Genomic DNA, 24,209 nt, shown 5'->3' with positions numbered 1-24,209 from the left:
TGACCTACGTTCCGCCGCCTGTCCTTCCTAGGACATACACCTCTGTGGCGGGTCGCCGCATCACTCGGGTTCGATCCGAACGAGCCGTTCGCCCATGTCGAAGACATTCACCGCCAGCTGGACCTGACCCACGGCGTTCTCACCGTTCACGCAGCCGAGGCCCACCCCGCCCACCGCAAGCACGGCGTCGGCCCGACGACCTCGGCGATCCTGGTGGAGCACAGCCATGACCACCTCACCGATCCTCGACCCCTATGCAGTACTCGGCGTAGCCCGCGACGCCGCCGACGATGACCTCGACCACGCCTTCCGCAGCGTCGTCCGCCAACTCCACCCCGACACCCGCACACCATCAGAGCTGGATGCTGACGCCGACCAGCGCCTGCAGGAGCTCCTGACCGCCTACGCCACGCTGCGCGATCCGATCCGCCGAGCCGCCTACGACCGCTCCCGGCCAGCGACCGCAAGCAACGCTTCCGCACTCCGGCCTCGCGTCCGGCACGCGCCTCGGGGGCCTGCGGCAGTTCAGGTCGGGGCAGCGCTACGGGTCGGCTCAGTACGTTGGGACCCGCTGCCGACCACCACGGATGGGTCGACCGGAGCGGTGGGCTCGCGCCGTACGAGAGAAGGCCACGATGGCCGTTGACGACGTCGAAACCTACTGCGAGAACGGCATCTGGAAGACACGCTGGCGGCACAGCACCAACCCTTTCGCCGTCGGTGGCGAAAAGGAACGCCAGGTCAGCCAAGGCGCCACCGTGGCCAGCTGGTACGGCGTTGACCACATCATCACCAACCCTGACGGCACCACGGCCGAACACAACTCCTATTGCGACCGCCGAGAATCCGACGCCAGCTGACCACGCCGCACTGGAACCGCACGAGATCGACCAACCCGCCGCCGATTTCGAGCCCCTCGTCGGACGGGGCGGTGCCGTCGGCTGCTGAGCGAGCCTCGTCATGCTGCCGCCTTCCGGTCGCCGCGTGGGTGGCGTGTCATGGGCTGGGTGCCGTGGTGGTGTTGGGTGGTGGGTGACGAGTTGGCGCGGGTTGGGAGTGGGAAGTGGCCGTGGGCGGTGGAGTTGAGGTGGCGGTTGAGCGGCTGGTGGGGTTGTTGCTGGAACGCCGCGTGACGCTGGCAACTGCTGAGTCGTTGACCGGTGGGATGGTCGGGGCGGTTCTGACGAATGTGCCCGGAGTGTCGGCTGTGTATCGGGGTGGCGTGGTGGTCTACGCGACTGACCTGAAGGCCAAGCTTGCGGGCGTTCCGGAGGAACTGCTGGCGGCTGTGGGCCCGGTGCACCCGGACACAGCTGCTGCGTTGGCCAGGGGCGTGCGGGAGCGTCTGGAGGCCGACTACGGGCTCGCGACGACCGGTGTGGCCGGACCGGACCCGCAGGCGGGCGTCGAGGCCGGCACGGTGTACGTCGCCGCGGCCGGACCGGGCTCGGTGCAGGTCCGGAAGTTGCAGCTGAGCGGTGATCGGGCAGCTGTGCGCCGGGGGAGTGTGCAGGCCGTCCTGGAACTCGGAGCGGAACTTGTGGCGGAAGAACTCGACTGATCGGGGTGTTGGGACCAGCATGGGGACAGGTAAGGCAGACTGGCACGGCGCACCGAAGGTGGACATTGCGAGAAGTAGTGACCCAGCAACAGGTACCGTTGGTTCCTACGGTCGAGCTACCGTGCGAGTAGACGCGACCGGACAGGCGGAAGGGAGAAACCTCATGGTGCTGGTTCGTGGCCTGCTGGGCGACGTGCTGCGGCGTAAGCGGCTGCGCCAGGGGCGCACTCTGCGCGAGGTATCCGCCGACGCACGCGTCAGCCTCGGCTACCTGTCCGAGGTCGAGCGCGGTCAGAAGGAAGCTTCGAGCGAGTTGCTGGCGGCCATCTGCACGGCGCTGGACGTGCCGTTGTCGATGGTGTTCGCCGAGGTCAGCGAAGATCTGGCGCGTGAAGAGGCCCTGGTGCTGGCGCACCCGACGATCGAGCCCGAGGTCGTGGCCGCGGCCTGAGCCGCGGATCATCGGACGCCTCCGTCGGGATTCGAACCACTGCTGGACGGCTGGATCAGTGCGGTCCGGGTCGGCCAGACGAGTTGCAGCGCGGGCAGCGGCGGCTGACCGGGCCGCCGGAACATCGTGTTGGCGGTGTACAGATGGTGGGCCGAGTCAGGAAATCGCAGGAGCTCGGCGGTGTGCGGCGGTGGGAAGAAACCGGACAGGTCGTCGCCCTCGTCGAAGGCCGCGCCTTCCAGCACCGCCCAGGCGAGCGGCTTGAGCCCTAGGTAGGCGTAGCAGGGCTCCGGATCGAAGACGATGATTTCCGGATGCCGGTAGAGGCTCAGGCCGAGTGTGTACGCGAAGGCAGGGTTCCGCGCGCCGTCGCCCTCGACGAACTGCATCGTCCAGCCGTACGTCTGGATGTTTCGCTCGAGCTGGCGCGAGTACTGCTCGTCGTCCAGGCCACCGCACTTGTCGCACATCACCGTCTCCTTTCGCTCGAACAGTTGTTCGATGCGTCAGAGAAGGTATCCGTGTTCACGCCTTCCGGAGGCGTTGTCCACAGGGCAATTTCGCCAGGAGTCAGGCTTCGGGCTGGCAGGCCGGGCACCAGTAGGTGACCCGTTCGCGGGTCGCCTCGCCGAGGGTTGACGTGAGGATCGTCGTACCGCAGCGGCGGCAGGGCTTGCCGGCGCGCTCGAACACCCAGGAGCGTTGTCCCGGCCGGTCGATGCCTGTGCTGACCTGGGTGCCGTTGCGGACGTTGGCCTTCATCAGCTTGCGACTCAGATCGATCGCCGCGGGGACGTCGACAGCCTCGACCGGGCGCCACGGGTGCAAGCCGAGCAGGAAGCAGACCTCGGTGCGGTAGAAGTTGCCGATCCCGGCGAGGTTGCGTTGGTCGAGCAGCGCCTCGCTGATGGTGCGTCCTGGATCGGACTCGACGTTCGCGATCGCGAGGGCGCGATCGAACGACGGCGACAGCAGATCCGGGCCGAGATGCCCGACAACGGTGTCTTCCTTGCCGGTGGCGACGAGGTCGAGCACCGGCAGCCGGTAGCCGACGGCTGTCCATGGTGAGGTTTCGAGGACCACGCGGATCTCGTGGTCGGGTCCGCCGCGCCAACGTTCGCCGGGGCGGTACAGATGCCAGCTACCGTCCATCCGGAAGTGGCTGTGCAGCGTGAGCCCACCGGAGATTCGCATCAGGATGTGCTTGCCGCGCGCAACGACTTCCTGCACCGTCCGCCCGCTCAGATCGGTCGTCGCCAACGAAGGCACACGGAAGTCCGTCCGAACGAGTTCCTGCCCGCTAAGGGCCTGATTCAGACGTTGACAGGCTCGCCAGACAGTGTCTCCTTCAGGCATGACCGCCTACTTCAAGCCCGGAGCCGCAGGCCGCGCGGCGTTGCGTGGAAGCCGGCCTTGGCCAAGGCATCCCCGAACGCGGTATGGCGAACCTGCTCACCGTCGGCCGTCTCCACGCTGAGCTTGCCGAGCTGACCGTCCCGGATCGACAGCGCCAACGCGTCGACGGCCGGCTGCAGCAGATCGGGATCCTCCGTGAAGCTCAGCACGGTCCGCCCGCCACGCTCGACGTACACGATCAGCTGGCCGTCGACCATCACGACCAACGCGCCCGCCTTCCGGCCCGGCCGATGACCGCCGGCGCTTTCCCGCTCGGGCCAGGGCAACGCGGCACCGTACGGGTTGGCTGGATCGGACGCAGCCAGTACGACGGCGCGCGCGGTCAACTCCTCGTCCTTCCGGCCGCGAGCCGCACCGCCCGTCCGCGCGCCACCGGGACCGAACCGTCCCGCAGGACCGAACGGTCCGTCAGGCTTCGTAGCCGAAGTCGGTAGCTCGGCGAGCGCCCGCAGCCGATCGACTGCGCCAGGCAGCGCGAACTGGGCAGCTCCAAGACCTGCGACGAAGTACCCGCGCCGGCACCGCCCGGACTCCTCGAAAGCACTCAGCACCTTGTAGACGGCCGCGAACCCACCGGGCGTCCGCTCGGTGATCACCGAACCTCGCGTCACGATGCCGTAGCGATCGAGTAGGGTCTCGGCCGCCGCGTGCGCCCGGCGGGTCGCATCCGAACTTCGGGCCGGAAGCAACGACCACCGCCCACCGGCCGTCGGCGGACCACTGCGAGACGGCATCGCGGGTCGTCCTGGCCGGGCCGGACGTCCCGGCCGCGCACGTGGAGTCGCACGCCGTGTTCGGTGACTGCCGCGGCCACCACCGACGAGCGATCTGACCGGCGTCAGCGTGTCGTTCGTCAGATACCCGGCCCAGACGAGGTCCCAGAGAACGCCGACCAGCGTCTCGTCGTCGATCGCACCGGAACTGGATCCGACGACGTCGCTCAACTGCCGGAAGAAGAACGCACCGCCGCCTGACAACGCGTCCAGCACAGCTTGATGGGTTTCGCCGAGCTCGAAAGCCGGATCCGGGTCGGGCAGCGTCAAGTCGCAGTTGTCCGCCAGATGCAGCGATACCCAGCCGTCGGTCCCGGGCAGTGAACCCGAGCCGGCCCAGACCACTTCGCCGGTCGCGGTCAGCTCGTCCAGCATCGACGGCTGGTACCCCGGCACCCGCGACGGCAGCACGATCGACTCCAGCGCCGACGCCGGCACCGCGCATCCCGCGAGTTGCTCGACCGCGCCGAGTAGTACGTCGTACCCGCGGCCGCGGCTGCTCGTGATGCCCTGCCAGGCCGGCAGGAATCGCGCCAGCGCGGAGGGATCGACCGGCTCGACCTCCTTCCGCAACGCGGCGAGGGAGCGTCGCCGGAGAAGCCGGAGGACCTCGCTGTCACACCACTCGAGCGCGATTCCACCCGGCAGGAACTCGCCTTCGACGACTCGGCCGGCCGCGGTCAGCCGCCGAAGCGCGTCGGTGACGACTGCGACTCCGATGCCGAGATGGGTCGCGAGATCGATCGCCCGGAACGGTCCGTGCGTCCGCGCGTACCGGGACACCAGGTCGCCGAGTGGATCGGCGACAGGCTCCGCATGCGCCTCGGCAACGCCGGGTGGCAGCGGCACGCCGAGCGCGTCGCGCAACCGGGCCACGTCCTCGACGACCGCCCACCTATGCTCGCCCGCGATCCGCACCCGTACGACGCGTCGCGCGGCCGCGAGCGACGTCAGCCAGGACTCCGCATCCGAGCCGTCGACGCACCGTTGCGTTGCTTCCGGCAACGACAGCGGACCGACGATCCGCAGTACGTCGAACAACCCTTCGGCATCGCGCGCTCGGCGATCCTCGGCGAGGCGTTGCAGCTCGGCCTCGGTCCGCAGTACGACCTCGGCGTCGAGCAACTCACGCAGTTCGGTCCGCCCGAGCAGCTCGGCCAGCAAGCTCTGATCCAGCGCCAGCGCGGCAGCACGCTTCTCGGCGAGCGGGCTGTCGCCCTCGTACATGAAGGCGCCCACATAGCCGAACAGCAACGACTTCGCGAACGGCGACGCCTCGGGCGTCTCGACCTCGACGACCGAGATCCGGCGCTCACTGATGCCGGTCAGGAGATCCTTCAACGCCGGCAGGTCGTACACGTCCTGCAAGACTTCGCGCAGGGTCTCGAGGACGATCGGGAACGACCCGAACTTGCTCGCGACACTCAGCAACTGCGAGGCGCGCTGACGCTGCTGCCACAGCGGTGACCGTCGTCCCGGATTGCGTCGGGGCAGCAGCAGGGCCCGCGCCGCGCACTCGCGGAACCGCGCCGCGAACAAGGCCGACCCACCGACCTCGGTCGTCACCAGATCCTCGATGTCCGCCGGATCGAACAGCACCAGATCCGCGCCCGGCGGCGGCTCGTCCGTCTCCGGCAGGCGCAGCACGATCCCGTCGTCGCCGGACACCGACTGAGCATCCATCCCGTAGCGATCCCGGAGCCGCGCCGCGATCGCCAGCGCCCACGGGCCGTGCACCTGACCGCCGTACGGCGAGTGCACGCACACCCGCCAGTCGCCGAGCTCGTCGCGGAACCGCTCGACCACGATCGTCACGTCGTCGGGCACCCGGCTGGTCGCGTCGCGCTGCTCGGCGAGATACGAGACGAGGTTGTTCGCGGCGTACTCGTCCAGGCCCGCGGTCCGCGCGCGCTCGACTGCCTTCCCCGCAGGCAGCGAAGCCATCTTTCGGACGAACGCGCCGGTCGCCGCCCCGAGCTCCGCCGGCCGCCCGACCGCATCGCCCTTCCAGAACGGCAGTCTGCCCGGTTGACCCGGCGCGGGGGAGACGAGCACGCGGTCGTGCGTGATGTCCTCGATCCGCCAGCTCGACGCGCCGAGGGTGAACACGTCGCCGACGCGCGACTCGTAAACCATCTCCTCGTCGAGCTCGCCCACCCGATGGTTCGTCGACTCGCCGACCAGGAACACTCCGAACAGCCCGCGGTCCGGAATCGTCCCGCCGCTCGTCACCGCGAGCCGCTGCGCACCCGGCCGGCCGGAGATCTCACCGCTGACCCGGTCGAACACGATCCGCGGCCGCAGCTCCGCGAACTCGTCCGACGGGTACCGGCCGGACAGCATGTCGAGCACCCCGTCGTACGCCGATCTCGGCAGGGTCGCGAACGGCGCGCAGCGTCGTACCAGGGAGAAGAGCTCGTCGACGTCGATCGAGTCCAAGGCCACGATCGACACGATCTGCTGCGCAAGGACGTCAAGCGGGTTCGCCGGGATGTGCAGGCTCTCGATCAGGCCGTCGCGCATCCGCTGCACGACCACGGCGGTGTCGATCAGATCGCCGCGGAACTTGGGGAACAGCACGCCGCGCGACACCGCTCCGACCTGGTGACCCGCACGACCGACACGCTGCAGCCCGCTCGCAACGGACGGCGGCGCCTCGACCTGGATCACGAGATCCACCGCACCCATGTCGATGCCGAGCTCGAGGCTGCTCGTCGCCACCACGCACGGCAGCCGACCGGATTTCAGGTCCGCTTCGATCAGTGCCCGCTGTTCCTTGCTGACCGAGCCGTGGTGGGCCCGCGCGATCAACGGCGGAGCCGCGAGCGAGCCACCGGACTGCGCCATCAGCTGCGCAGGGGAGCCGAGCTCCGGCAGCTCCAGCTCGGCGCGCTCGGCGGCGATCTCGTTCAGCCGGGCGGTCAGGCGCTCGGCCAGACGGCGCGAGTTCGAGAAGACGATCGTCGAACTGTGCTGACTGATCAGGTCGAAGACGTGCTCCTCGACATGCGGCCAGATCGAGGCGTGCTGCTGCGGACCGGCCGCGGAACCTGAGGTCTCCACCTCGGTCGCGGCCAGCTCGGCCATGTCCTCGACCGGTACGACGACGCTCAGATCCCACTGTTTCGTGAACTTGGGCTGCACGACCGTCACCGGCCGCTCGCCGCCGAGGAACCGCGCGACCTCCTCCACCGGTCGCACGGTCGCCGACAGGCCGATGCGCTGCGCCGGCTGCGGCAGCAATGCGTCGAGCCGCTCGAGGGTCAGCGCGAGATGCGCACCCCGCTTGGTCCCGGCAACCGCGTGCACCTCGTCGACGATCACGGTCTCGACCCCGCGCAGCGATTCCCGGCCTTGCGAGGTCAGCAACAGGAACAGGGACTCCGGCGTCGTGATGAGCACGTCGGACGGGCGGGTGGCGAACCGCCGCCGCTCGTTGGCCGGGGTGTCGCCCGAGCGCACCGCGACCTCGACGTCGATCGGCGCCTCGCCGAGCCGGCGGGCGGTCTCCCGGATACCGATTAACGGTGCGCGAAGGTTCCGCTCGACGTCGACCGCGAGCGCTTTCAGCGGTGACACGTAGAGCACCCGGCAGCGCAACTTCGGATCGTCCGGCGGCGGTGTCGTGGCCAGCCGGTCCAGAGCCCACAGGAAAGCGGCCAGCGTCTTCCCGGAGCCGGTCGGGGCGACCACCAGCGCGTCCCGGCCCGCGGTGATGGCGTCCCACGCCTCGAGCTGGGCCGGGGTGGCCGCCTCGAAAACGTCGCCGAACCACGCCCGGGTCGCGGGCGAGAACCGGCTCAACGCGCTGGTCTTCTTCACGCCGACCATCTTGCCGGGTCGCGCCGACAGTTTTCACGAGCCGGCCGGTGGCCCACCGTGAGCAGGCGCTTTCCGTCCAGTGCGCCGGTTGTCCCTTTCGTCTGGAATGATCGGCGGCATGATGAACCGCGTACGTGCAGCCCTCGTCGTCGTGGCCTGCCTGGTCGGGCTGACCGGGTGCGTCAAGCTCGACGCCGACCTGAAGGTCGGGTCGAACGAGACGGTCTCGGGGAACATGAAGATCGGGGTGGACAAGCAGCTGCTGCAGTCCAGCGGCCAGTCCCTCGACAAGGTCCGCCAGCAGATCGAGAGCGGCATCAAGGAGTCGGCCACCCAGGGCGTCACCTGCAAGGCGTACGAGGACGACAAGTACGTCGGCTCCAACTGCACGTTCGAGAGTGTGCCGTTCGACAAGATGGGCAGCTCGAGCGGCGACGGCGTCGGCTTCACCAAGGACGGCGACAAGGTCACGGTGAAGGTCGCGGCCGGTGACATGGGCGGCAGCCTGCCGTCCACCGGCGGCCAGCCCGAGGTGAACTTCAAGATCACCATGCCGGGCAAGATCCTCGAGCACGACGGCGGCGCCAAGGTCAGCGGCCGTACGGCGACGTACGACAGTCTCGACAAGCTCGGGAAGATCTCGCTGACCTCCGAGGCCGGTGGCGGGTTCCCGACCTGGGCGCTGATCCTGATCATCGTGCTCGTGCTGCTGGCGATCGGCGCGGCGGTGTTCTTCATCCTGCGTAGCCGCAAGGCGAAGGGGCAGCAGGGCTACGGCCAACAGTTCCCGGGGCAGTACCCGGGCCAGCCGGGTCAGTACGGCGGACCCGGGCAGTACCCGGGGCAGCCTGGGTTCGGGCAGCAGTACGGCCAGCAGGGTCCCGGCGGGCAGTACCCAGGCCAGCCCGGTCCGTACGGACAGCCGGGACAGCCTGGTCCGTACGGCGGGCAGCCGGGTCAGCCTGGTCAATACGGCGGACAGCCCGGACAGCCTGGTCAGTACGGTGGGCAGCCGGGGCAGTACCCGGGTCAGCCGCCGCAGGGGCAGCAGCCTGGTCAGCAGCAGTACCCTGGGCAGCCTCAGCAGCCGCCGCAGCAGGGTCCTGGCGGCTGGGGACAGCAGCCTGGCCAGGGGCAGCAGCCTGGGCAGCCGCAGCAGGGTTATGGTCAGCAGCCGCCGCAGCAGGGTGGTTGGGGACCGCAGGGTGGTCCGTCGGCGCCTCAGCAGGGGCAGCAGGGCGGGTGGGGACCGCCGCCGAAGGACAACGACGGGCAGGCATGAGACTGACGGAATTCTGGGCACGGATGGATCACCATCTCGGGCCTGCGTATGCACGGACCTGGGCAGAGACCCAGGTGGTCCAGGAGCTCGGCGGCCGCACGGTCGTCGAGGCCCTGGACGACGGTGAGGCCGCCAAGTTCGTCTGGCGAGCCGTGTGGGCGCACCTCAACCTTCCGCCCAGCGAACGCTGACTAGGTGTTGGTGAGCGTCGGCTCGGGCTCGGGCAGGCTCTCGGGGGCTTCCGGATCACGCTGCCGCGCCAGCGCGCTCGGCCACCAGAGGTGTCGTCCGACGTCGAGGTTCAACGCGGTGACCAGCACCGACCGGACAACGATGGTGTCCAGCAGGACACCGAGCGCGACCGCGATCCCGATCTCCGCGAACGCGACCACCGGCAGCGTCGCCAGCACGGCGAAGGTTCCCGCCAGCACCAGACCGGCCGAAGTGATCACACCACCGGTGGCGGCCACTCCGATCAGCGCGCCGCGCCGGGTGCCGTGGACCTTCGATTCCTCGTGCACCCGGGTCATCAGGAAGATGTTGTAGTCGATGCCCAACGCCACCAGGAACACGAAGACGAAAAGCGGTAGCGACGTGTCGGCACCTTCAAAACCGAGGGCCTTGAACACCAAGGAGCTGATCCCGAGCGCCGCCCCGAACGACAGCACCACGGTTGCGACCAGCAATACCGGAGCCACCAGTGCGCGCAGCAGCAGCGCGAGGATCGCCAGCACCACCGCGAGTACGACCGGGATGATGATCTTGTTGTCGTGATCGGACGCCCGCTGGGTGTCGAGCAGGATTGCCGCGCCGCCTCCGGCCAGCGCGTCCGCATCCGGTACGGCGTGCACTGCGGCGCGCACGCGATCCACAGTCTCCTTCGCGGCCTGACTGTCCGCCGCATCCGTCATGGTGCCCTCGAGGTACGCGAGGCCGCTCGCCACCCGCGGTTCCCCGACTTCGGCGATGCCTTGCGTCGACGACATCGCCGTACGGACGTCTGCGGCCTTGTCCGCCCTGCTGATCACGACAAGCGGGTTTCCGGCACCGGCTGGGAAGTGGGCCGCCACGACCTTCTCCCCGACCACCGAGTCCGGCGTACCGATAAAGGAGTCCTCGTTCGAGAGTCCGCCGGCGTTCAGCGTCAAGATGCCGAGCGAGGCAATTCCCAGCAGTATGGACGTGGTGATCCATGTCAGTCGCGGCCGTACGGCGATGCGGCGGCCGATACGTCCCCAGACACTCGTCTCGGTGTGGTCGTCCGAGCCGTAGGTCGGACGTAGTGGCCAGAACACCCAGCGGCCGCAGATGACGAGCAGTGCGGGCAGCAGCGTGAGCATGGCGAGCAGCGCGATCACGATGCCGACGGCAGCGACCGGACCGAGCCCGCGAGTCGAGTTCATTGATGCGAAGAGCAGGCAGAGCATGCCTGCGACCACAGTGGAGCCGGATGCGACGATCGCTGGACCGGAGCGGTGCAGCGCGAACGCCATGGCCTCGTGACGGTCCTGATGTCGTCTGAGCTCCTCTCGATAGCGAGCAACGAGCAGGAGTGCATAGTCCGTCCCCGCGCCGAACACCAGGACCGTGAGAATGCCTGCGCTTTGTGCGTTCACGGTCAGGTTGGCTTGGGTTGCCAGGACGTAGACGACTGCCTGGGCGGAGAAAAGTGCGACACCCGCGGAGATCAAGGGCAGGAGCCACAGGACCGGACTGCGGTAGGTCAGCAGCAGGATGATGATGACTACTGCTCCAGCGGAGTACAGGAGCTTGCCGTCGATGCCGGCGAAGGCCTCCTGGGAGTCAGCGGCGAAGCCGCCCGGTCCAGTGACGTGGAACGACAGTCCGTCAGGCCGATCGCCGGCGATCCGCCTGATGTCGTCGGCTCGTGCACCGATCGTCTCCCAGCCCCCGGAACCGGCGTTGATCGGTACGAGGACCTGCAAAGCCTTGTGATCCTGAGCTGGGATGGGTCCGACGACATCCCGGTCGACGTCCTGCAGTTCGCCGTACTGCGCGATGTGACTCTGGACGGCCTGCTGGTCCGCGGGAGTGATACCGGACGACCGCTCGTACACCAGGACCGCCGGGATCTCGTCCGGCGAGGAGAACTGTTCGGATGCCTTCAGCACCTCGGTCGACTCGGCCTTGCCGGGCAGCCAGGAGACGGCGTCGTTCTCCTGCGCACCGGTCAGCTTTCCTGCGGGGGCGAACGAGGCCGCTATCGCGACGATCCAGAGAGCCAGCACGATCCACTTCGACACCTTGCCGCACGGCAATGCCGCCAGCCGTCCTGCTCCGCCCACCCCAACCACGCCCCCTGACGGGGCGTCCGCCCGCCCGCCGGACCGCTCACAACGCCCCCGGTCCAGCCTGGTGGCTGGGAGGAAGAGGGTCAACGATCCCGGAGTAGTGCCCCGGTCACCCTCCGTCGGCTAAGGCGTCCAGCCGGTGCGGGCGGCCCATTCCTCGGCCGGTAGATAGATGAGATCGCAGACCGGGTCCTTCAGATCGGTGTAGTCACCGATCTCGAGCCGGAGCGCGGCCGCTTGCCGCTTGAAGACGGCGTACGCGCGTGCCGTTTCCGGGTGGCTGCGCAGGTAGTCGCGGAACAGCAGCGCGTAGCGCTGGTTGGCCCGCCCTGCCACGCGGATGTGCAGGTTCACGCGGCGCCGGTACATCGGCTCGACCAGCATCCGCTTCACCCACTGGATGTCGTCCGCGGGCAGACCCGGCACTGGGTGGTCGCGCCGCGGCGGGCGGAGCTCCCAGTCCGCGGCGGCCATCCGTTCGGCGACGTCGTCCAGGTCCGGTTCCGTACCGACTGTCACCTGGATGTCGAGGACGTCCTTGGCCGGCAGACCGGGTACCGCAGTGGAGCCGATGTGGTCGATCCGCTGGGCCAGCTCGCCGAGCAGCCGGCCGATCACCTGCGCGGTCTTCTGGTACTGCGCGGGCCAGGTGTCGTCCGGCCGCGCGATGACGATCCCAGTCATGCGGAGATCATCCCAGGACCGCGGTGGCAGGTCCCAGCCTTTACACCGGTTTGACCCGGAACGCGCTGGTGGTGAGCAGATCCGCCGCCTCGTACGCCGCCTTCTTGATGCCCTTGCGCTCGTCGAAGAACCCACCGACCACGCCGACGCCAGGGAGCTTCCCGACGAACCGGGCACCCAGGCTGCCGCGCGGGCGGTCCTCGAACACCTCGCTGAGTCCGCCGAACAGCTTGCTCAGTCGCCAGACCAGCCGGACGCCCTTGCGCAACCCCATGTCCGCCGAGACCTCGTGGAGGCCCAATTGCTCGGAGACGTCCTTGCCCGCGATCTCCGGGTCGTCGTACTTGAGGACCTCGTCCGGCGTGATGGGGCGATCGGTGAGTACGCGGATGATGACCGACGTACGGTCGGCGTGCGCCTCCACGCCGTACTCCCGGCAGACCGCGCCGATCACCATCGCCTGCACGGCCGCGCCGAGGGTGTCCTTCATCGGCAGCCGGTCCGCCGCCGCGCCGCTGAGCCGGGGGAGACCGGCGACGACCGCGGCGAACCCGCCGAGGCGCTCGACCCACCAGTCGCAGCGCTTGGCCAGCGGCAGGGTCGGCCATTCCTCGTGGCCGGGCACCTTCATCTGCAGCAGCCGGTCGATCGCGAGGATCAGGCCCTTCTCGGCGAGGTTGGGCTGCTCCTGGGCGGAGTACTCGGCCAGGACGGTGCGGATGCCGAACGGGTCCTGGGAGCGCAGCGCGTCGAGCACGATGTCGATACCGAATTCGACCCGGCTGATCGCGAGGACCACGGCGGAATCGGGTACGTCGGGACGGTCTGTCACGTCCGCAAGGGTAGGGATCATCTGGGTCAGGATGGTTGCCGGAACAGCCTTCGGCGTGTCAGTTGTGATTCGAACACGTGTTCGGGATACTTTGGTGCTCGGAAGGTGGTTGGACGGCCGAGTTGTCCACAGATTCGAAGTCGCGGCGAAAACTGTCGGAGGCAACGAATACCTTCTCTGGCGACAACAAAGTTCCTTCGGGTGGCCGGCGGCGGCCCCGGATTATCAGATGGGTCAGGTGGCAGTCACATGGCGGGTGTAGCGAGTGCGGAGCGCGCGGCGGCCGATCGCGAGAAGGCGCTTGCGACCGCGCTGACGCAGATCGAGCGACAGTGCGGCAAGGGATCGGTGATGCGGCTGGGCGAGCAGAACCGGCCGCCGATCGAGGTCATCCCGACCGGGTCGATCTCGCTCGACATCGCGCTCGGGATCGGCGGTCTGCCGCGCGGCCGGGTGGTGGAGATCTACGGTCCGGAATCCTCCGGTAAGACGACGGTCGCGCTGCACGCGGTCGCCAACGCTCAGCGGGCCGGCGGGATCGCGGCCTTCATCGACGCCGAGCACGCCCTCGACCCGGAGTACGCGCGGAAGCTGGGCGTCGACACCGACGCGCTGCTGGTCTCGCAACCCGACTCCGGTGAGCAGGCGCTGGAGATCGCCGACATGCTGGTGCGCTCCGGCGCGATCGACATCGTCGTGATCGACTCGGTGGCCGCGCTCGTGCCCCGGGCCGAGATCGAGGGCGAGATGGGTGACAGCCACGTCGGTCTGCAGGCCCGGCTGATGAGCCAGGCGCTGCGGAAGATGACCGGCGCGGTCAGCGGGACGAACACGACCGCGATCTTCATCAACCAGCTGCGCGAGAAGATCGGCGTCATGTTCGGCTCCCCGGAGACGACGACCGGTGGTAAGGCGCTGAAGTTCTACGCGTCGGTGCGGCTGGACGTGCGCCGGATCGAGTCGCTGAAGGACGGCACCGACGTCGTCGGTAACCGGACCCGCGTCAAGGTCGTCAAGAACAAGGTGGCCCCGCCGTTCAAGCAGGCCGAGTTCGACATCATCTACGGCCAGGGCATCAGCCGCGAGGGCAGCCTGCTCGACCTCGGCGTGGATCAGGGCTTCGTCCGCAAGGCCGGCGCCTGGTTCACGTACGAGAGCGACCAACTCGGCCAGGGCCGGGAGAACGCGCGGAACTTCCTGCGCGACAACCCCGATCTGGCCAACGAGCTGGAGAAGAAGATCAAGGAGAAGATGGGCATCGGCCCGACCCTTGACCAGCCGGCCGATGCGGCCGCGGCCGAGGTCGATGTCGACTTCTGATCGACCCTCCGCGGGCGGCAGCGTCCCTCGGCAGCCATCAGCTGCCGACGACGCTGCCCCCGCGGCGCTGTCTCTACCGCACGACGAACGCCTCGCCCTGGCCCGCAAACTCCTGGCCGAAGGAGCAACCGCGCCCGCGACCACCACCGGGTCGACCACCACCGGGTCGGCCATCACGGAGTCGTCCGCTACCGAGTCGTCCGCTACGGAGCCAGCTGCTGCCGAGCGCAGGTCGTACCGGCGAACGGCGGCTCGGCGGGTGTCCGCGGAGCGTGACGCGTCGCGATCGGCGTCCTCGTCGGGCGACGCTCGTCGAGATGGTGTGTCTGGTGACAGCGACGATTCCTCGGCTGGTACGAGGCGAGGAAGTCGTACTCGGGGTCGTGGAGTGCGCGCCGCCGACCCGTGGGAGGACCCGGGCGACTTCCTGGACAGCGGGGAGTCGGAGCGGAGTACGACGCGACGTACCGGCTCCATCAGGCGAACCGCCGGCACCGTCGACCCCTGGGGCGGCGACGACAAGCGAACCGTCCAAGCGTTCGAGAACCAGGCCGCCGCGCGCCGAGCCGAGGCCCAAGCCTTCGCTGACGATGCCCCCGCCCCACCTGACGATGCGCCCGTCCCACCCGGCGATGCGCCCGCCCCACCCCGCGATGCCCCGCGTCGCTCTACCTCGAATCGCTCTACCTCGGATCGCAGTGCCTCGAACGGTTCCACCTCTGAGGCCAGCGGCCCGACGCCCGAGCCGTCAGCAGCTGACACCGGCGGAGCGGGACAGGATGAAGAAGCCGCGGACACCACGACGACGTCGATCTCGCGCGACGCTTTCGACACGGTCGCCGCCTCCGACACAGCCGGCGCGTTCGACCCGTGGGCAGACCCAGTCGATGCGCCTCCGCCAACGACCGCTGCGGCACCGTCCTCCGGAGAGACGGCACCCGGCTCGACGGACGAGACTCACCAACCCGCGACCGACACAGCCGGCGCGTTCGACCCGTGGGCAGACCCAGTCGATGCGCCTCGCCCAACAATCGCTGCGGCACCCTCCTCCGGAGAGATGGCGCCCGGCTCGACGGACGAGACTCACCAAACCGCGGCCGACACAGCCGGCGCGTTCGACCCGTGGGCAGACCCAGTCGAGGCGCCTCGCCCAACAATCGCTGCGGCACCCTCCTCCGGAGAGACGGCACCCGGCTCGACGGACGAGACCCACCAACCCGCGACCAACTCACCTCGTCGCCGCCCAGTTGCGAGCCGTGGTGAGGCCGAGGCAGGTGGCACGTCCGCGGGCACAGCAGCTAGTGCACCCACCCCGGAGTCCGCGTGGCCAACTGCGGACACAGCAGCCGATGCACCCGCAGCGGAGCCCGTGTGGCCAACCGCAGGTACGTCGGGTGCGGCGCCCGCAGGTACGACGGACGATGGCACCCGGTTCGCCACCGCTGACACTGCCGGTGGTGGGGGCGCGTCGACTCGGAGTGGGGCCGGGCGGGGGAGTGCGCGGCGGGTCGGTGGGGGATTTGGACGGAGGGGGAAGCGGCCCGTTGCGGAGGAGCCTCAGGGGACGGGAGATCCGGAGCTCGATGGGGCGGCCGCGGATCCGTACTCCGTGGCTCGGACGATCTTGCTGGACAAGTTGACGGGTCAGCCGAGAACCCGGGCCGAGCTGGCCGACGTCTTGGCGGAGCGGGACATTCCGGACGAGGTGGCCGATGCGGTGCTGGATCGGTTTACCGACGTCGGGTTGATCGACGATGCCGCGTTCGCGAATGCGTGGGTGGAGTCGCGGCATCGCGGGCGGGGGCTCGGGAAGCGGGCGCTGGCGCAGGAGCTACGGCGGCGCGGGGTCGACGACGAGTTGGCGCGGGATGCGCTCGAGGAGCTGCAACCCGAGCAGGAAGAGGAGAAGGCCCGCGAGCTGGTACGGCGGAAGCTGCGGTCGATGCGTTCGCTCGAGCGGCAGGTGGCGATGCGGCGGCTGCTCGGAATGCTTGCCCGCAAGGGGTATCCGGGCGGTCTCGCGATGACCGTCGTCAAGGAGGAGCTCGACGCCGGCCATGAAGAGTTCCCCCTCCTCGACTCCTCCGGCCTCGAACCCGAGTAGTTCCTGCCGGTAGCGTCGGTCGGGTGACGAGCATGGGTGATGTGGAGCGGGTGGTCTTGGGGTTGCCCGGGACTGAGGAGACCACTCGGCACGGGATGCGGACGTGGAAGGTCGCTGGGAAGGCGTACGCGTGGGAACGGCCGTTCAGCAAGGCGGACCTGAGGCGGTTCGGGGACGAGACGCCGCCGAGTGGGCCGATCGTCGCGCTGGTCGTTGAGGACCTGGCGGACAAGGAAGCAGTGCTGCAGGCACGGGCGGGGGACGGGTTCTTCACGATTCCGCATTTCAACGGGTACGCCGCGGTGCTGGTTCAGCTGGACGAGGTGTCTGAGGACGTCCTCGAGGAAGCGTTACTCGACGCTTGGTTGGTGCACGCACCGGCGGACATCGCCAAGGCACACCTCGGGAACACCTAGGCCGCCATCCGACTCACCAGCCCCGGAGCCCGGAGCCCGCTTGTCGGGTGTGGTCTGTGTGGTCTGTGTGGTCTGTGTGGTCTGTGTGGTCTGTGTGGTCGGTGTGGTCGGTGTGGTCGGTGTGGTCGGTGTGGTCGGTGGTGTCGTACGGGCGTCGAGGGCTGCTGATCGGGGCTTGGCCGGGGTGGGGTTACGGAGGGTGACGTGGGTTCGGGAGGTGGGCTGCGGCGAGGGGCGTTGACGGGTGCGCCGTGACGGTGTGTTATCCGAGGTAGGGCCGGTATTTGCTCCGGTCCGTAGGCTGGAATTTTCCGTCGATCCGCCCCAGACACCGCGGAGGGTGCAATGAACGATTTCCAGGAACAGGCGAAGAACTGGCTCCGGAATGTCGTCAAGCAGAACCCGGACAAGATCAAGGCCGGCGTCGAGAAGGCAGGCGACCTGCTCGACAAGCAGACCGGCGGGAAGTACGCGGAGAAGGTCGACGCAGTCCAGCAGAAGGTCGGCGGCTTCGTCGACAAGAACTCCGCAGAGACCCCGAACCAGGCGGGAGCAGGATCCACACCTGAGCCCACCGAAACAACCAGCACCGAGCCCAGCGCATCTGGGCCCAGCGCATCCGGGCCCACCGCACCCGAGCGCACCGCATCCGGGCCTACCGCGTCCGGGCCCGCCGCATCCGAGCCGGCCGGGTCGGAGTCCGCCGTGACGGGTTCTGAATCCACTGCCGGCGCCTCGGCAGGCACGTCCGAAGCGGCGCCCGGTGAGTCGACAGCTGAAACGCCCGGCGCGTCGCAAGACCGTGCCGGCTCCCAGGGCAGCAGCACAAACGGCTAGCCCCACCAGCTACACGCAGTGGTCAGCTTGACAGCGCTGGGTCTGGTCGAGCTGACCTGACACGTCCGAGGCCTGCACGCGGACGGCTTCCTCTGCCCGTACCGGCTCCCAGGGCAGCAGCACAAACAGTTAGCGCCAGTTAGGTGCAACGGTCAGCTCGACAGTGCTGGGTCTGGCCGGGCTGACCTGGCACGTCTGGCGGCTGCATGCGGACCGGCTCCTCAAACCCATACGGGCGGTGACGGAGGGATCCGGAGTAGACCAGGTTGGTGGGTGGTCTTGTGCAGATCGGCGGTGGCGGCGATGAGTGTCCGTCTTGACCGGGTGGTGGGGCGCGCCTAGCCTCGGCATCAGGAAGGGATGAATCCACCGAAACGGTGGCGGATATGAGGAACGGCGGGTTGGTGAAACTACCGACCGGCCGGGAAAACGCAACCACGCTCGACCGAGCTGAAGGAAGGACGACGGCGTCGTGCAGACGCTGTCGGATAGACGGCGCCGCACGTAATACCTGAACGGCAGCAGCCCGACGGGACACGAGCGGGGCCATCGTGGTCTCCGAGGGTTCAACCGGCGACGCACGGTGAGCAAGCAACGCTGGGCGGCCGCTGATGTGGCGTCCCTGCAGTCGGCGGACGGGGGTTCGCGGACCGCGAGCACGCTGGACAGCACGTCAGCAGCGAGTGCGCAGCAGCACCGTCGGCACCGCCGGAAGTGGCAGCACCGGTACCGCCTCAGTGGAGGTGGCGCCGGCACCGTCGTACCCCGGTGACGCCTTACTGAACGGCCGGTTGGCTCATCCCTTCGACCGATGGCCACAGTTCCCGCGTGGAACTCGAAGGAGAGGGGAGACGCCGATGACCGCGATGTCCGTTGGCCTGGCCCTGATCGGATTGCTGATCGCCGGACTCCTGGCTTGGATCGGCCTCACCCTCTCCCGCCGGAAGGCCGTGGGCATCTCGACCTCCCAGCAGGAGGCCTCCCGGCTCGAGACCGCGCAGGTCGAGGCTGCCCAACTCGAGGCCGCGCAGCTGACCGCCGGCGCGAAGTCCGCGGCGGAGCTGGTACGTCGGCAGGCCGAGGAGGATGCCGCCATACTGCGGACGCGTGCCGAGGCAGCTGAGCAGCGCGCCGAGGAGATCCGCCGCGCTGCGGAGGACCGGGCGTCCGAGGTACGGCGTGATGCCGAGCAGCGGGCGTCCGACGTACGCCGGGAAGCCGAGGCGGAGGCACAGTCCATCCGGGACGACCTGCGGGAGCAGCGGCTGGAGATGGAGCGCCGCGACCACCGGTTGACCGAGCGCGAGGAGCGGCTCGACGAGCAGCACCGCGGGATCGAGGAGCGCCATGCCGAGCTGACCGCGCAGCTGGCCGAGCTCGAGCAGCGCAAGCAGGAGATCAAGGACCTCGAGGACGAACGCCGCCGGATCCTGGAAGGCGTCGCGAACCTGACGACCGAGCAGGCGAAGGCCGAGCTGGTCGCGGCGATCGAGGACGAGGCGAAGCGGCACGCGCACACCATCGTCCGCGACATCGAGCGGCAGGCGCTCGACGAGGGTGAGACGAAGGCGCGCAAGATCATCACCGGCGCGGTGCAGCGGCTGGCGTCCGAGCAGACCAGCGAGTCGGTCGTGTCCGTCGTCCACCTGCCGAGCGACGACATGAAGGGCCGCATCATCGGGCGCGAGGGCCGCAACATCCGGTCGTTCGAGCAGACCACCGGCGTGAACTTGATCATCGACGACACCCCGGAAGCGGTGTTGCTGTCCTGCTTCGATCCGGTACGGCGGGAGACCGCGCGGCTGACCCTGGACTCGCTGGTGCTGGACGGCCGGATCCACCCGAGCCGGATCGAGGAGATCTACGAGCGCAGCAAGGGCGAGGTCGCCGAGCTGTGCGAACGGGCGGCCGAGGACGCGATGGCCGACGTCGGGATCACCGACCTGCATCCGGAGTTGGTCCGGACGATGGGGCTGCTGCGCTACCGGACGTCGTACGGGCAGAACGTGCTGAAGCACCTGATCGAATCGGCGCACATCGCCGGGATGATGGCGGCCGAGCTCGGGCTGGATCCGAAGCTGTGCAAGCGCGGCGCGTTCCTGCACGACATCGGGAAGGCGCTCACCCACGAGTCCGAGGGCAGCCACGCGATCGTCGGTGCGGACCTCGCGCGGAAGTACGGCGAGAACGACGACGTCGTGCACTGCATCGAGGCGCACCACAACGAGGTCGAGGTCCGCACCGTCGAGGCCGTGCTGACGCAGGCGGCGGACGCGGTCAGCGGCGGGCGGCCGGGTGCGCGGCGCGAGTCGCTGGAGGCGTATGTGCAGCGGCTCGAACGGCTGGAGGAGATCGCGATGCACCACGAGGGTGTGGAGAAGGTGTTCGCGATGCAGGCCGGCCGGGAGATCCGCGTGATGGTCCTGCCGGACGCGGTCGACGACATCGCGGCGCAGGTGATGGCCCGCGACATCGCGAAGCAGGTCGAGGAGGAGCTCACATATCCGGGTCAGATCCGCGTGACCGTCGTACGGGAGTCCCGCGCGACGGAGGTCGCGAAGTAGTCACAAGTTCGTGCTGGCTACCTGTGGTGCCTGTGACCCACGCCGCGCTGCGGCGGCGTGACGTCGATCGGATCCTCGGCGACGCGCGACGTCGCTTCGGTGCGGTACTGCCGTTCGACATCGACGTCCATGACCTCGCGGTCGACGTGCGTGCGCCGGTTGGCGAGGTAGTAGGACAGCCAGATCCCGGCCGCGCCGCCGAGCATGATGATGATGCCGAGCGCGGTCAGGTTGAACGTGTCGGACGTGTCCCGTACGGCGAACGCGATGACGGCGCCGATCACGATGAGTGCGATGCCGGCCCCGATCCGCATGACTGCTCCTTCCGAACACGGAGTAACTGATCTCACTCCCCGTGCCCAGATCGGGTGGGTGGTATGCGTCAGCGGAACGCGGACTGGCCGGTCAGGGCCTGGCCGATCACGAGTTGGTGGACCTCGGACGTGCCCTCGTAGGTGAGGACGGACTCGAGGTTGTTGGCGTGCCGCATGATCGGGTATTCGCCGCTGATGCCGTTCGCCGCCAGGATCGTGCGGCACTCGCGCGCGATCGCGATCGCCTCGCGGACGTTGTTCAGCTTGCCGACCGACACCTGCTCGGGACGCAGCGCGCCCTTCTCCTTCAGCCGTCCGAGGTGGACGGCGAGCAGAATGCCCTTGTTCAGCTCGACCGCCATGTCGGCCAGTTTCGCCTGCGTCAACTGGTACGCCGTCAGCGGCTTGTCGAACACGATCCGCTCGCCGGCGTACGCGATCGCGGTCTCCAGACAGTCCCGCGCCGCGCCCATCGCGCCGAAGATGATGCCGAACCGGGCCTCGTTCAGGCAGCCGAGCGGGCCGGACAGACCACGTGCCTCGGGCAGCATCGCCGACGCCGGCAGCCGTACGTCGTCCAGTACCAGCTCGGACGTGACGGATGCGCGCAGCGACATCTTCTGCTTGATCTCCGGCGCCGAGAAACCGGGTGTCGACGTCGGTACGACGAAGCCGCGGACGCCGTCGTCGGTTCGCGCCCAGACCACCGCGACGTCGGCGATCGAGCCGTTGGTGATCCACATCTTCGAGCCGTTCAGAATCCAGCCATCACCATCGCGCCGGCCATTGGTGCGCATGCCGGCCGGGTTCGAGCCGAAGTCCGGTTCGGTCAGTCCGAAGCAGCCGATCGCCTCACCCGCGGCCATCCGGGGGAGCCACTCAGCCTTCTGCTCCTCGCTGCCGTACTTCCAGATCGCGTACATCGCCAGCGAACCCTGCACCGACACCAGCGACCGCATCCCGGAGTCGGCCGCCTCGATCTCGAGACAGGCCAACCCGTATGCGACCGGTCCGAGTCCGGCGCACCCGTACCCGGTCAGGTGCATCCCGAGGAACCCGAGCGCCCCGAGCTCCTTGGCCAGCTCCCGCGCCGGAATCGCCCCGGCCTCGAACCACTCCGGCAAGGACGGCCGCAACCGCTCGTCCGCAAACCGCCGCGCAGCCCCCCGAACATCAACCTCCTCCGAACTCAGCAAGGAGTCGACATCCACCAGATCCAACGAAGCGCTCATGCCCAAACGCTAACCGCAATCCGGGCGGCCGCGGAGGAGGCATGAATCACTTGCGGTACCAGGGCCACCACCAGTGGCGTTTGCGGGGGTGGCGGACTATGACGCTGGCGTGGTGGGCCTTGCCGGTGACGTGGAGGCGGACGCCGCCGGGGCGCGGGGCCACGGCCTTGTTCTTGGCGCTGCTGTGATTGGCATCGACCTGGTCGATGTCGACACTCCAGCCTTCGGGGATGACCATCACCACCGAGCTGTGGATGGCCTGGGCGTCGACGTGGATGTCGGACCAGTGCACGACGGCGTCGGTGAAGTCGAGCTTGACCGAGGAGTGTTCCGCGATCGCGGTCAGTCGCTCGGGGACGACCCAGGCGCCCTCGCGTTTCTGCGCGCTGTGCCGGGCCCGGAGCGTCAGCTCCTGGGAGCCGCCGTGGGCGACCAGCACCAGGTCCGCGGTCGCGTTGCGGAGCTCGAGCTGGGTCTTGGCCGAGTAGATCTGGGTCAGCCGCTCGTCGAGTTCCTCGAAGTCCAGCCGCCCGTCGGTGTGCGCCTCCTGGACCACGGCGGCGGCACGCTCACGGTCGTTGTCGGATGCCCGGTGGTTGGGCGGCGGCTGCTCCAGACTCATGCCCCATAAGGTAACGCCGCATCAGCCGACGAGGGACAGGAATCGGCCCACGACCGTGGACCACGTCTTCTCGAGTTCGACGGCGTACCGTTCCGCATCCGCCACGACGGTGTCCGGGTCGAACCCGAGCGACCGCAGTCGTGCCGGCTCCCAGCGCCGTACCCGCTCGGCCTCCACCTCAGGATGGAACTGCACACCCCAGCTCTGCCCAATGCGCAGCATCTGGTTCGTGCACCGCTCACTGGACATCAGCAGCACCGCATCCTCAGGCAGCCGCGTGATCTGGTCCTGGTGGCTCTCGACTGCCCGCAGCATCGTCGGCAGCCCTGCCAGCAGTACGTCGTCCGCACCGGCCGGCAGCACCGTCAACGAGGTCACACCCTTCTCCGGCTGCCCGTACTTCCCCTGCACCTCACCGCCGAACGTGTGTGCCAGCAACTGCGCACCCAGGCAGATCCCGAGCACCGGCACCCGTCCGTGCGCGTCGCGTAGCAGCGAACGCTCTGCCGGCAGCCACGGCGATCGCTCGTCCTCGTCCGGCAGCATGCCTCCGCCGAGCATGATGAGCGCCGCATGCCCGTCCATGCTCGCGGGTACGGGCTCACCGTCCCAGGCCCGCACGACGACCGGAGGGAGCCCATGCTCGTCCAGCCAGTCGAGCAGCCGGCCAGGTCCGCTGTCCCGGTCGTTCTCGATGATGAGCACAGAAGCCGGCGGTGTGGTCACTGGGCAACGGTACGGCGGCACACCATGACACGCAGCACACCGCCGTACCGGAGTGGCGATTCCGGGATACTGATGCACTGGGGGTGTCGATGGAACCTGTCAGCGGATTCGTGCGGGCTGTTGTCGGAGATGTGGCCTTCATCTTCAGCAAGGGCATGGTCCCCGCGTACCTGCTCGCCCGCCGCAACGGGTGGCCGCGACCGCAGCTCGACGTACTGGTGCGGTCACACGGTCAGTACGTCCCGCTGTCCATTCCGACCGGCACCGTGCCCGCGGTGGACCGCTTGGTCGGGCTGGACGAGTTCCGGCCGGCTCCGATGGTCACTGTCGAGTTCACCCCGGGTGATACCGGCGCCGAGGCACATCTCACTGCCAACAGCCCCGTCCTCGTCACGATCACCGACATCAGTCACCGCGAGTACGACGCTGTAGTGCTGACCACGTCCCTCGGCGCAGCGGCGTACGCCCAGCTGCCGCCGGGGTACTACCACGTCTCCGCTGTCGTCATCGACGAGTACGGCGACCTGCTGCAGGGGTACGGCGCTCAGCACAACCTGCACGTGGACAAGGGCGACGACCTGATCGTCTCGCTGTCGATCCGCACCGCGGGCGTGACGGAGATCGCAGAGGCCCTGGAAACCGGACCGCAGCCCGCACTGGTCGGACCGGACGGCGACGTCGTACCGCTGCTCGACCTGGCCCGGATCGGCCGCGCACCGGAATGTGACCTGATCCTCGATCGCCCGGAGGTCAGCCGGCACCACGCGGAGCTCCTGCGGATCGACGCGACCAGCTACGAGCTGCGGGACCTGGGGTCGACCAACGCGACGATGGTGAACGGCGTACCGATCGTGACCGCGATGGTGACCCACGGGGACGAGATCCGGCTCGGAGCGCTCCCGTTCCGGCTGCTGCTGTCCTGAACCGGTGGCCTGACCTGG

At 68.7% G+C, this 24,209-nt stretch carries 24 protein-coding genes; 13 read left to right on the top strand and 11 right to left on the bottom strand.

Annotation, left to right across the window (positions count from 1 at the left end):
• Nucleotides 1–60 precede the first annotated feature (60 nt).
• Nucleotides 61–228, bottom strand: coding sequence for a hypothetical protein (locus EV647_RS41865; protein WP_166680219.1), 168 nt, complete (start codon nt 226–228; stop codon nt 61–63).
• Between EV647_RS41865 and EV647_RS03720 the strand changes: the two genes are divergently transcribed.
• The 4 genes from EV647_RS03720 to EV647_RS03705 all read left to right on the top strand — a co-directional run bounded on the left by EV647_RS03720 (nt 227) and on the right by EV647_RS03705 (nt 2,012).
• Nucleotides 227–646, top strand: coding sequence for a DnaJ domain-containing protein (locus tag EV647_RS03720; RefSeq protein WP_133998417.1), 420 nt, complete (start codon nt 227–229; stop codon nt 644–646). The genes EV647_RS41865 and EV647_RS03720 overlap by 2 nt on opposite strands.
• Nucleotides 636–860, top strand: coding sequence for a DUF2188 domain-containing protein (locus EV647_RS03715; RefSeq protein WP_133998414.1), 225 nt, complete (start codon nt 636–638; stop codon nt 858–860). The genes EV647_RS03720 and EV647_RS03715 overlap by 11 nt, the downstream gene beginning before the upstream one ends.
• Before the next feature lie 227 nt (nt 861–1,087).
• Nucleotides 1,088–1,561 (top strand): CinA family protein, encoded by a 474-nt coding sequence (locus tag EV647_RS03710; RefSeq protein WP_133998412.1) that lies wholly within the window; start codon nt 1,088–1,090, stop codon nt 1,559–1,561.
• Between the two features lie 163 nt (nt 1,562–1,724).
• Nucleotides 1,725–2,012, top strand: a complete 288-nt coding sequence (locus tag EV647_RS03705) for a helix-turn-helix domain-containing protein (RefSeq protein WP_133998409.1) — start codon at nt 1,725–1,727, stop codon at nt 2,010–2,012.
• An 8-nt stretch (nt 2,013–2,020) separates the two neighbouring features.
• Here the strand turns inward: EV647_RS03705 and EV647_RS03700 are convergent, their stop codons facing one another.
• From EV647_RS03700 to EV647_RS03690, 3 genes are all read right to left on the bottom strand, one after another.
• Nucleotides 2,021–2,482: a DUF4262 domain-containing protein gene (locus EV647_RS03700; RefSeq protein ID WP_133998406.1), complete on the bottom strand. Its 462-nt coding sequence runs from the start codon at nt 2,480–2,482 to the stop codon at nt 2,021–2,023.
• A gap of 100 nt (nt 2,483–2,582) precedes the next feature.
• Entirely contained in the window at nt 2,583–3,368 is a 786-nt protein-coding gene (locus tag EV647_RS03695; protein WP_133998403.1) for an Fpg/Nei family DNA glycosylase, read from the bottom strand.
• Nucleotides 3,369–3,379: 11 nt separating this feature from the next.
• Nucleotides 3,380–8,032: an ATP-dependent helicase gene (locus EV647_RS03690; RefSeq protein WP_133998400.1), complete on the bottom strand. Its 4,653-nt coding sequence runs from the start codon at nt 8,030–8,032 to the stop codon at nt 3,380–3,382.
• Between the two features lie 109 nt (nt 8,033–8,141).
• Here EV647_RS03690 and EV647_RS03685 point away from each other — a divergent pair, with 109 nt between their 5' ends.
• Both EV647_RS03685 and EV647_RS03680 read left to right on the top strand, forming a co-directional pair.
• Nucleotides 8,142–9,305: a hypothetical protein gene (locus EV647_RS03685; protein WP_133998397.1), complete on the top strand. Its 1,164-nt coding sequence runs from the start codon at nt 8,142–8,144 to the stop codon at nt 9,303–9,305.
• Entirely contained in the window at nt 9,302–9,496 is a 195-nt protein-coding gene (locus tag EV647_RS03680) for a DUF3046 domain-containing protein (RefSeq protein WP_133786317.1), read from the top strand. The genes EV647_RS03685 and EV647_RS03680 overlap by 4 nt, the downstream gene beginning before the upstream one ends.
• Here the strand turns inward: EV647_RS03680 and EV647_RS03675 are convergent, their stop codons facing one another.
• From EV647_RS03675 to EV647_RS03665, 3 genes are all read right to left on the bottom strand, one after another.
• Nucleotides 9,497–11,611, bottom strand: coding sequence for an MMPL family transporter (locus tag EV647_RS03675; protein WP_133998394.1), 2,115 nt, complete (start codon nt 11,609–11,611; stop codon nt 9,497–9,499). It lies immediately after the preceding gene.
• Nucleotides 11,612–11,740: 129 nt separating this feature from the next.
• Nucleotides 11,741–12,301, bottom strand: coding sequence for a GrpB family protein (locus EV647_RS03670; protein WP_133998391.1), 561 nt, complete (start codon nt 12,299–12,301; stop codon nt 11,741–11,743).
• Nucleotides 12,302–12,341: 40 nt separating this feature from the next.
• A complete protein-coding gene (locus tag EV647_RS03665) occupies nt 12,342–13,133 on the bottom strand; it encodes a hypothetical protein (RefSeq protein ID WP_133998388.1) in 792 nt (263 codons plus the stop codon).
• A 249-nt stretch (nt 13,134–13,382) separates the two neighbouring features.
• On the opposite strand from EV647_RS03665, the gene recA reads away from it, so the two are divergent.
• From recA to rny, 6 genes are all read left to right on the top strand, one after another.
• On the top strand, nt 13,383–14,453 hold the full coding sequence (gene recA / locus EV647_RS03660; protein WP_133786321.1) for a recombinase RecA: 1,071 nt from the start codon (nt 13,383–13,385) through the stop codon (nt 14,451–14,453).
• A 1,609-nt stretch (nt 14,454–16,062) separates the two neighbouring features.
• Nucleotides 16,063–16,557 carry a regulatory protein RecX gene (locus tag EV647_RS03655; protein ID WP_238175117.1) on the top strand — a complete coding sequence of 165 codons (495 nt, stop codon included), beginning with the start codon at nt 16,063–16,065 and terminating at the stop codon, nt 16,555–16,557.
• 32 nt (nt 16,558–16,589) lie between these two features.
• Entirely contained in the window at nt 16,590–16,973 is a 384-nt protein-coding gene (locus EV647_RS03650; protein WP_238175116.1) for an MmcQ/YjbR family DNA-binding protein, read from the top strand.
• A gap of 345 nt (nt 16,974–17,318) precedes the next feature.
• A complete protein-coding gene (locus tag EV647_RS43485) occupies nt 17,319–17,810 on the top strand; it encodes an antitoxin (RefSeq protein ID WP_133998382.1) in 492 nt (163 codons plus the stop codon).
• Between the two features lie 583 nt (nt 17,811–18,393).
• Entirely contained in the window at nt 18,394–18,582 is a 189-nt protein-coding gene (locus tag EV647_RS03640) for a hypothetical protein (protein ID WP_133998379.1), read from the top strand.
• Between the two features lie 85 nt (nt 18,583–18,667).
• Nucleotides 18,668–20,374 (top strand): ribonuclease Y, encoded by a 1,707-nt coding sequence (rny, locus tag EV647_RS03635; protein WP_133998376.1) that lies wholly within the window; start codon nt 18,668–18,670, stop codon nt 20,372–20,374.
• 17 nt (nt 20,375–20,391) lie between these two features.
• Here rny and EV647_RS03630 read toward each other — a convergent pair whose 3' ends face one another.
• The 4 genes from EV647_RS03630 to EV647_RS03615 form a co-directional block, all read right to left on the bottom strand.
• Nucleotides 20,392–20,688: a DUF6458 family protein gene (locus EV647_RS03630; RefSeq protein ID WP_202876031.1), complete on the bottom strand. Its 297-nt coding sequence runs from the start codon at nt 20,686–20,688 to the stop codon at nt 20,392–20,394.
• Nucleotides 20,689–20,756: 68 nt separating this feature from the next.
• Nucleotides 20,757–21,920, bottom strand: a complete 1,164-nt coding sequence (locus tag EV647_RS03625) for an acyl-CoA dehydrogenase family protein (RefSeq protein ID WP_133998373.1) — start codon at nt 21,918–21,920, stop codon at nt 20,757–20,759.
• Nucleotides 21,921–21,966: 46 nt separating this feature from the next.
• The gene (locus EV647_RS03620; protein ID WP_133998370.1) at nt 21,967–22,542 is read right to left on the bottom strand and encodes a DUF1707 domain-containing protein; all 576 of its coding nucleotides are present in this window, start codon (nt 22,540–22,542) and stop codon (nt 21,967–21,969) included.
• A 21-nt stretch (nt 22,543–22,563) separates the two neighbouring features.
• Nucleotides 22,564–23,268, bottom strand: a complete 705-nt coding sequence (locus tag EV647_RS03615; protein WP_133998367.1) for a type 1 glutamine amidotransferase — start codon at nt 23,266–23,268, stop codon at nt 22,564–22,566.
• Between the two features lie 89 nt (nt 23,269–23,357).
• Here EV647_RS03615 and EV647_RS03610 point away from each other — a divergent pair, with 89 nt between their 5' ends.
• Nucleotides 23,358–24,191 (top strand): FHA domain-containing protein, encoded by an 834-nt coding sequence (locus EV647_RS03610; RefSeq protein ID WP_133998363.1) that lies wholly within the window; start codon nt 23,358–23,360, stop codon nt 24,189–24,191.
• Nucleotides 24,192–24,209 lie beyond the last annotated feature (18 nt).

The sequence above is a fragment of the Kribbella sp. VKM Ac-2566 genome (assembly GCF_004366005.1).
GTDB classification, from domain to species: Bacteria; Actinomycetota; Actinomycetes; order Propionibacteriales; family Kribbellaceae; genus Kribbella; species Kribbella pratensis.
Note: the sequence above shows the minus strand (reverse complement) of the source record. Positions and strands in the feature narration are given on the sequence as shown.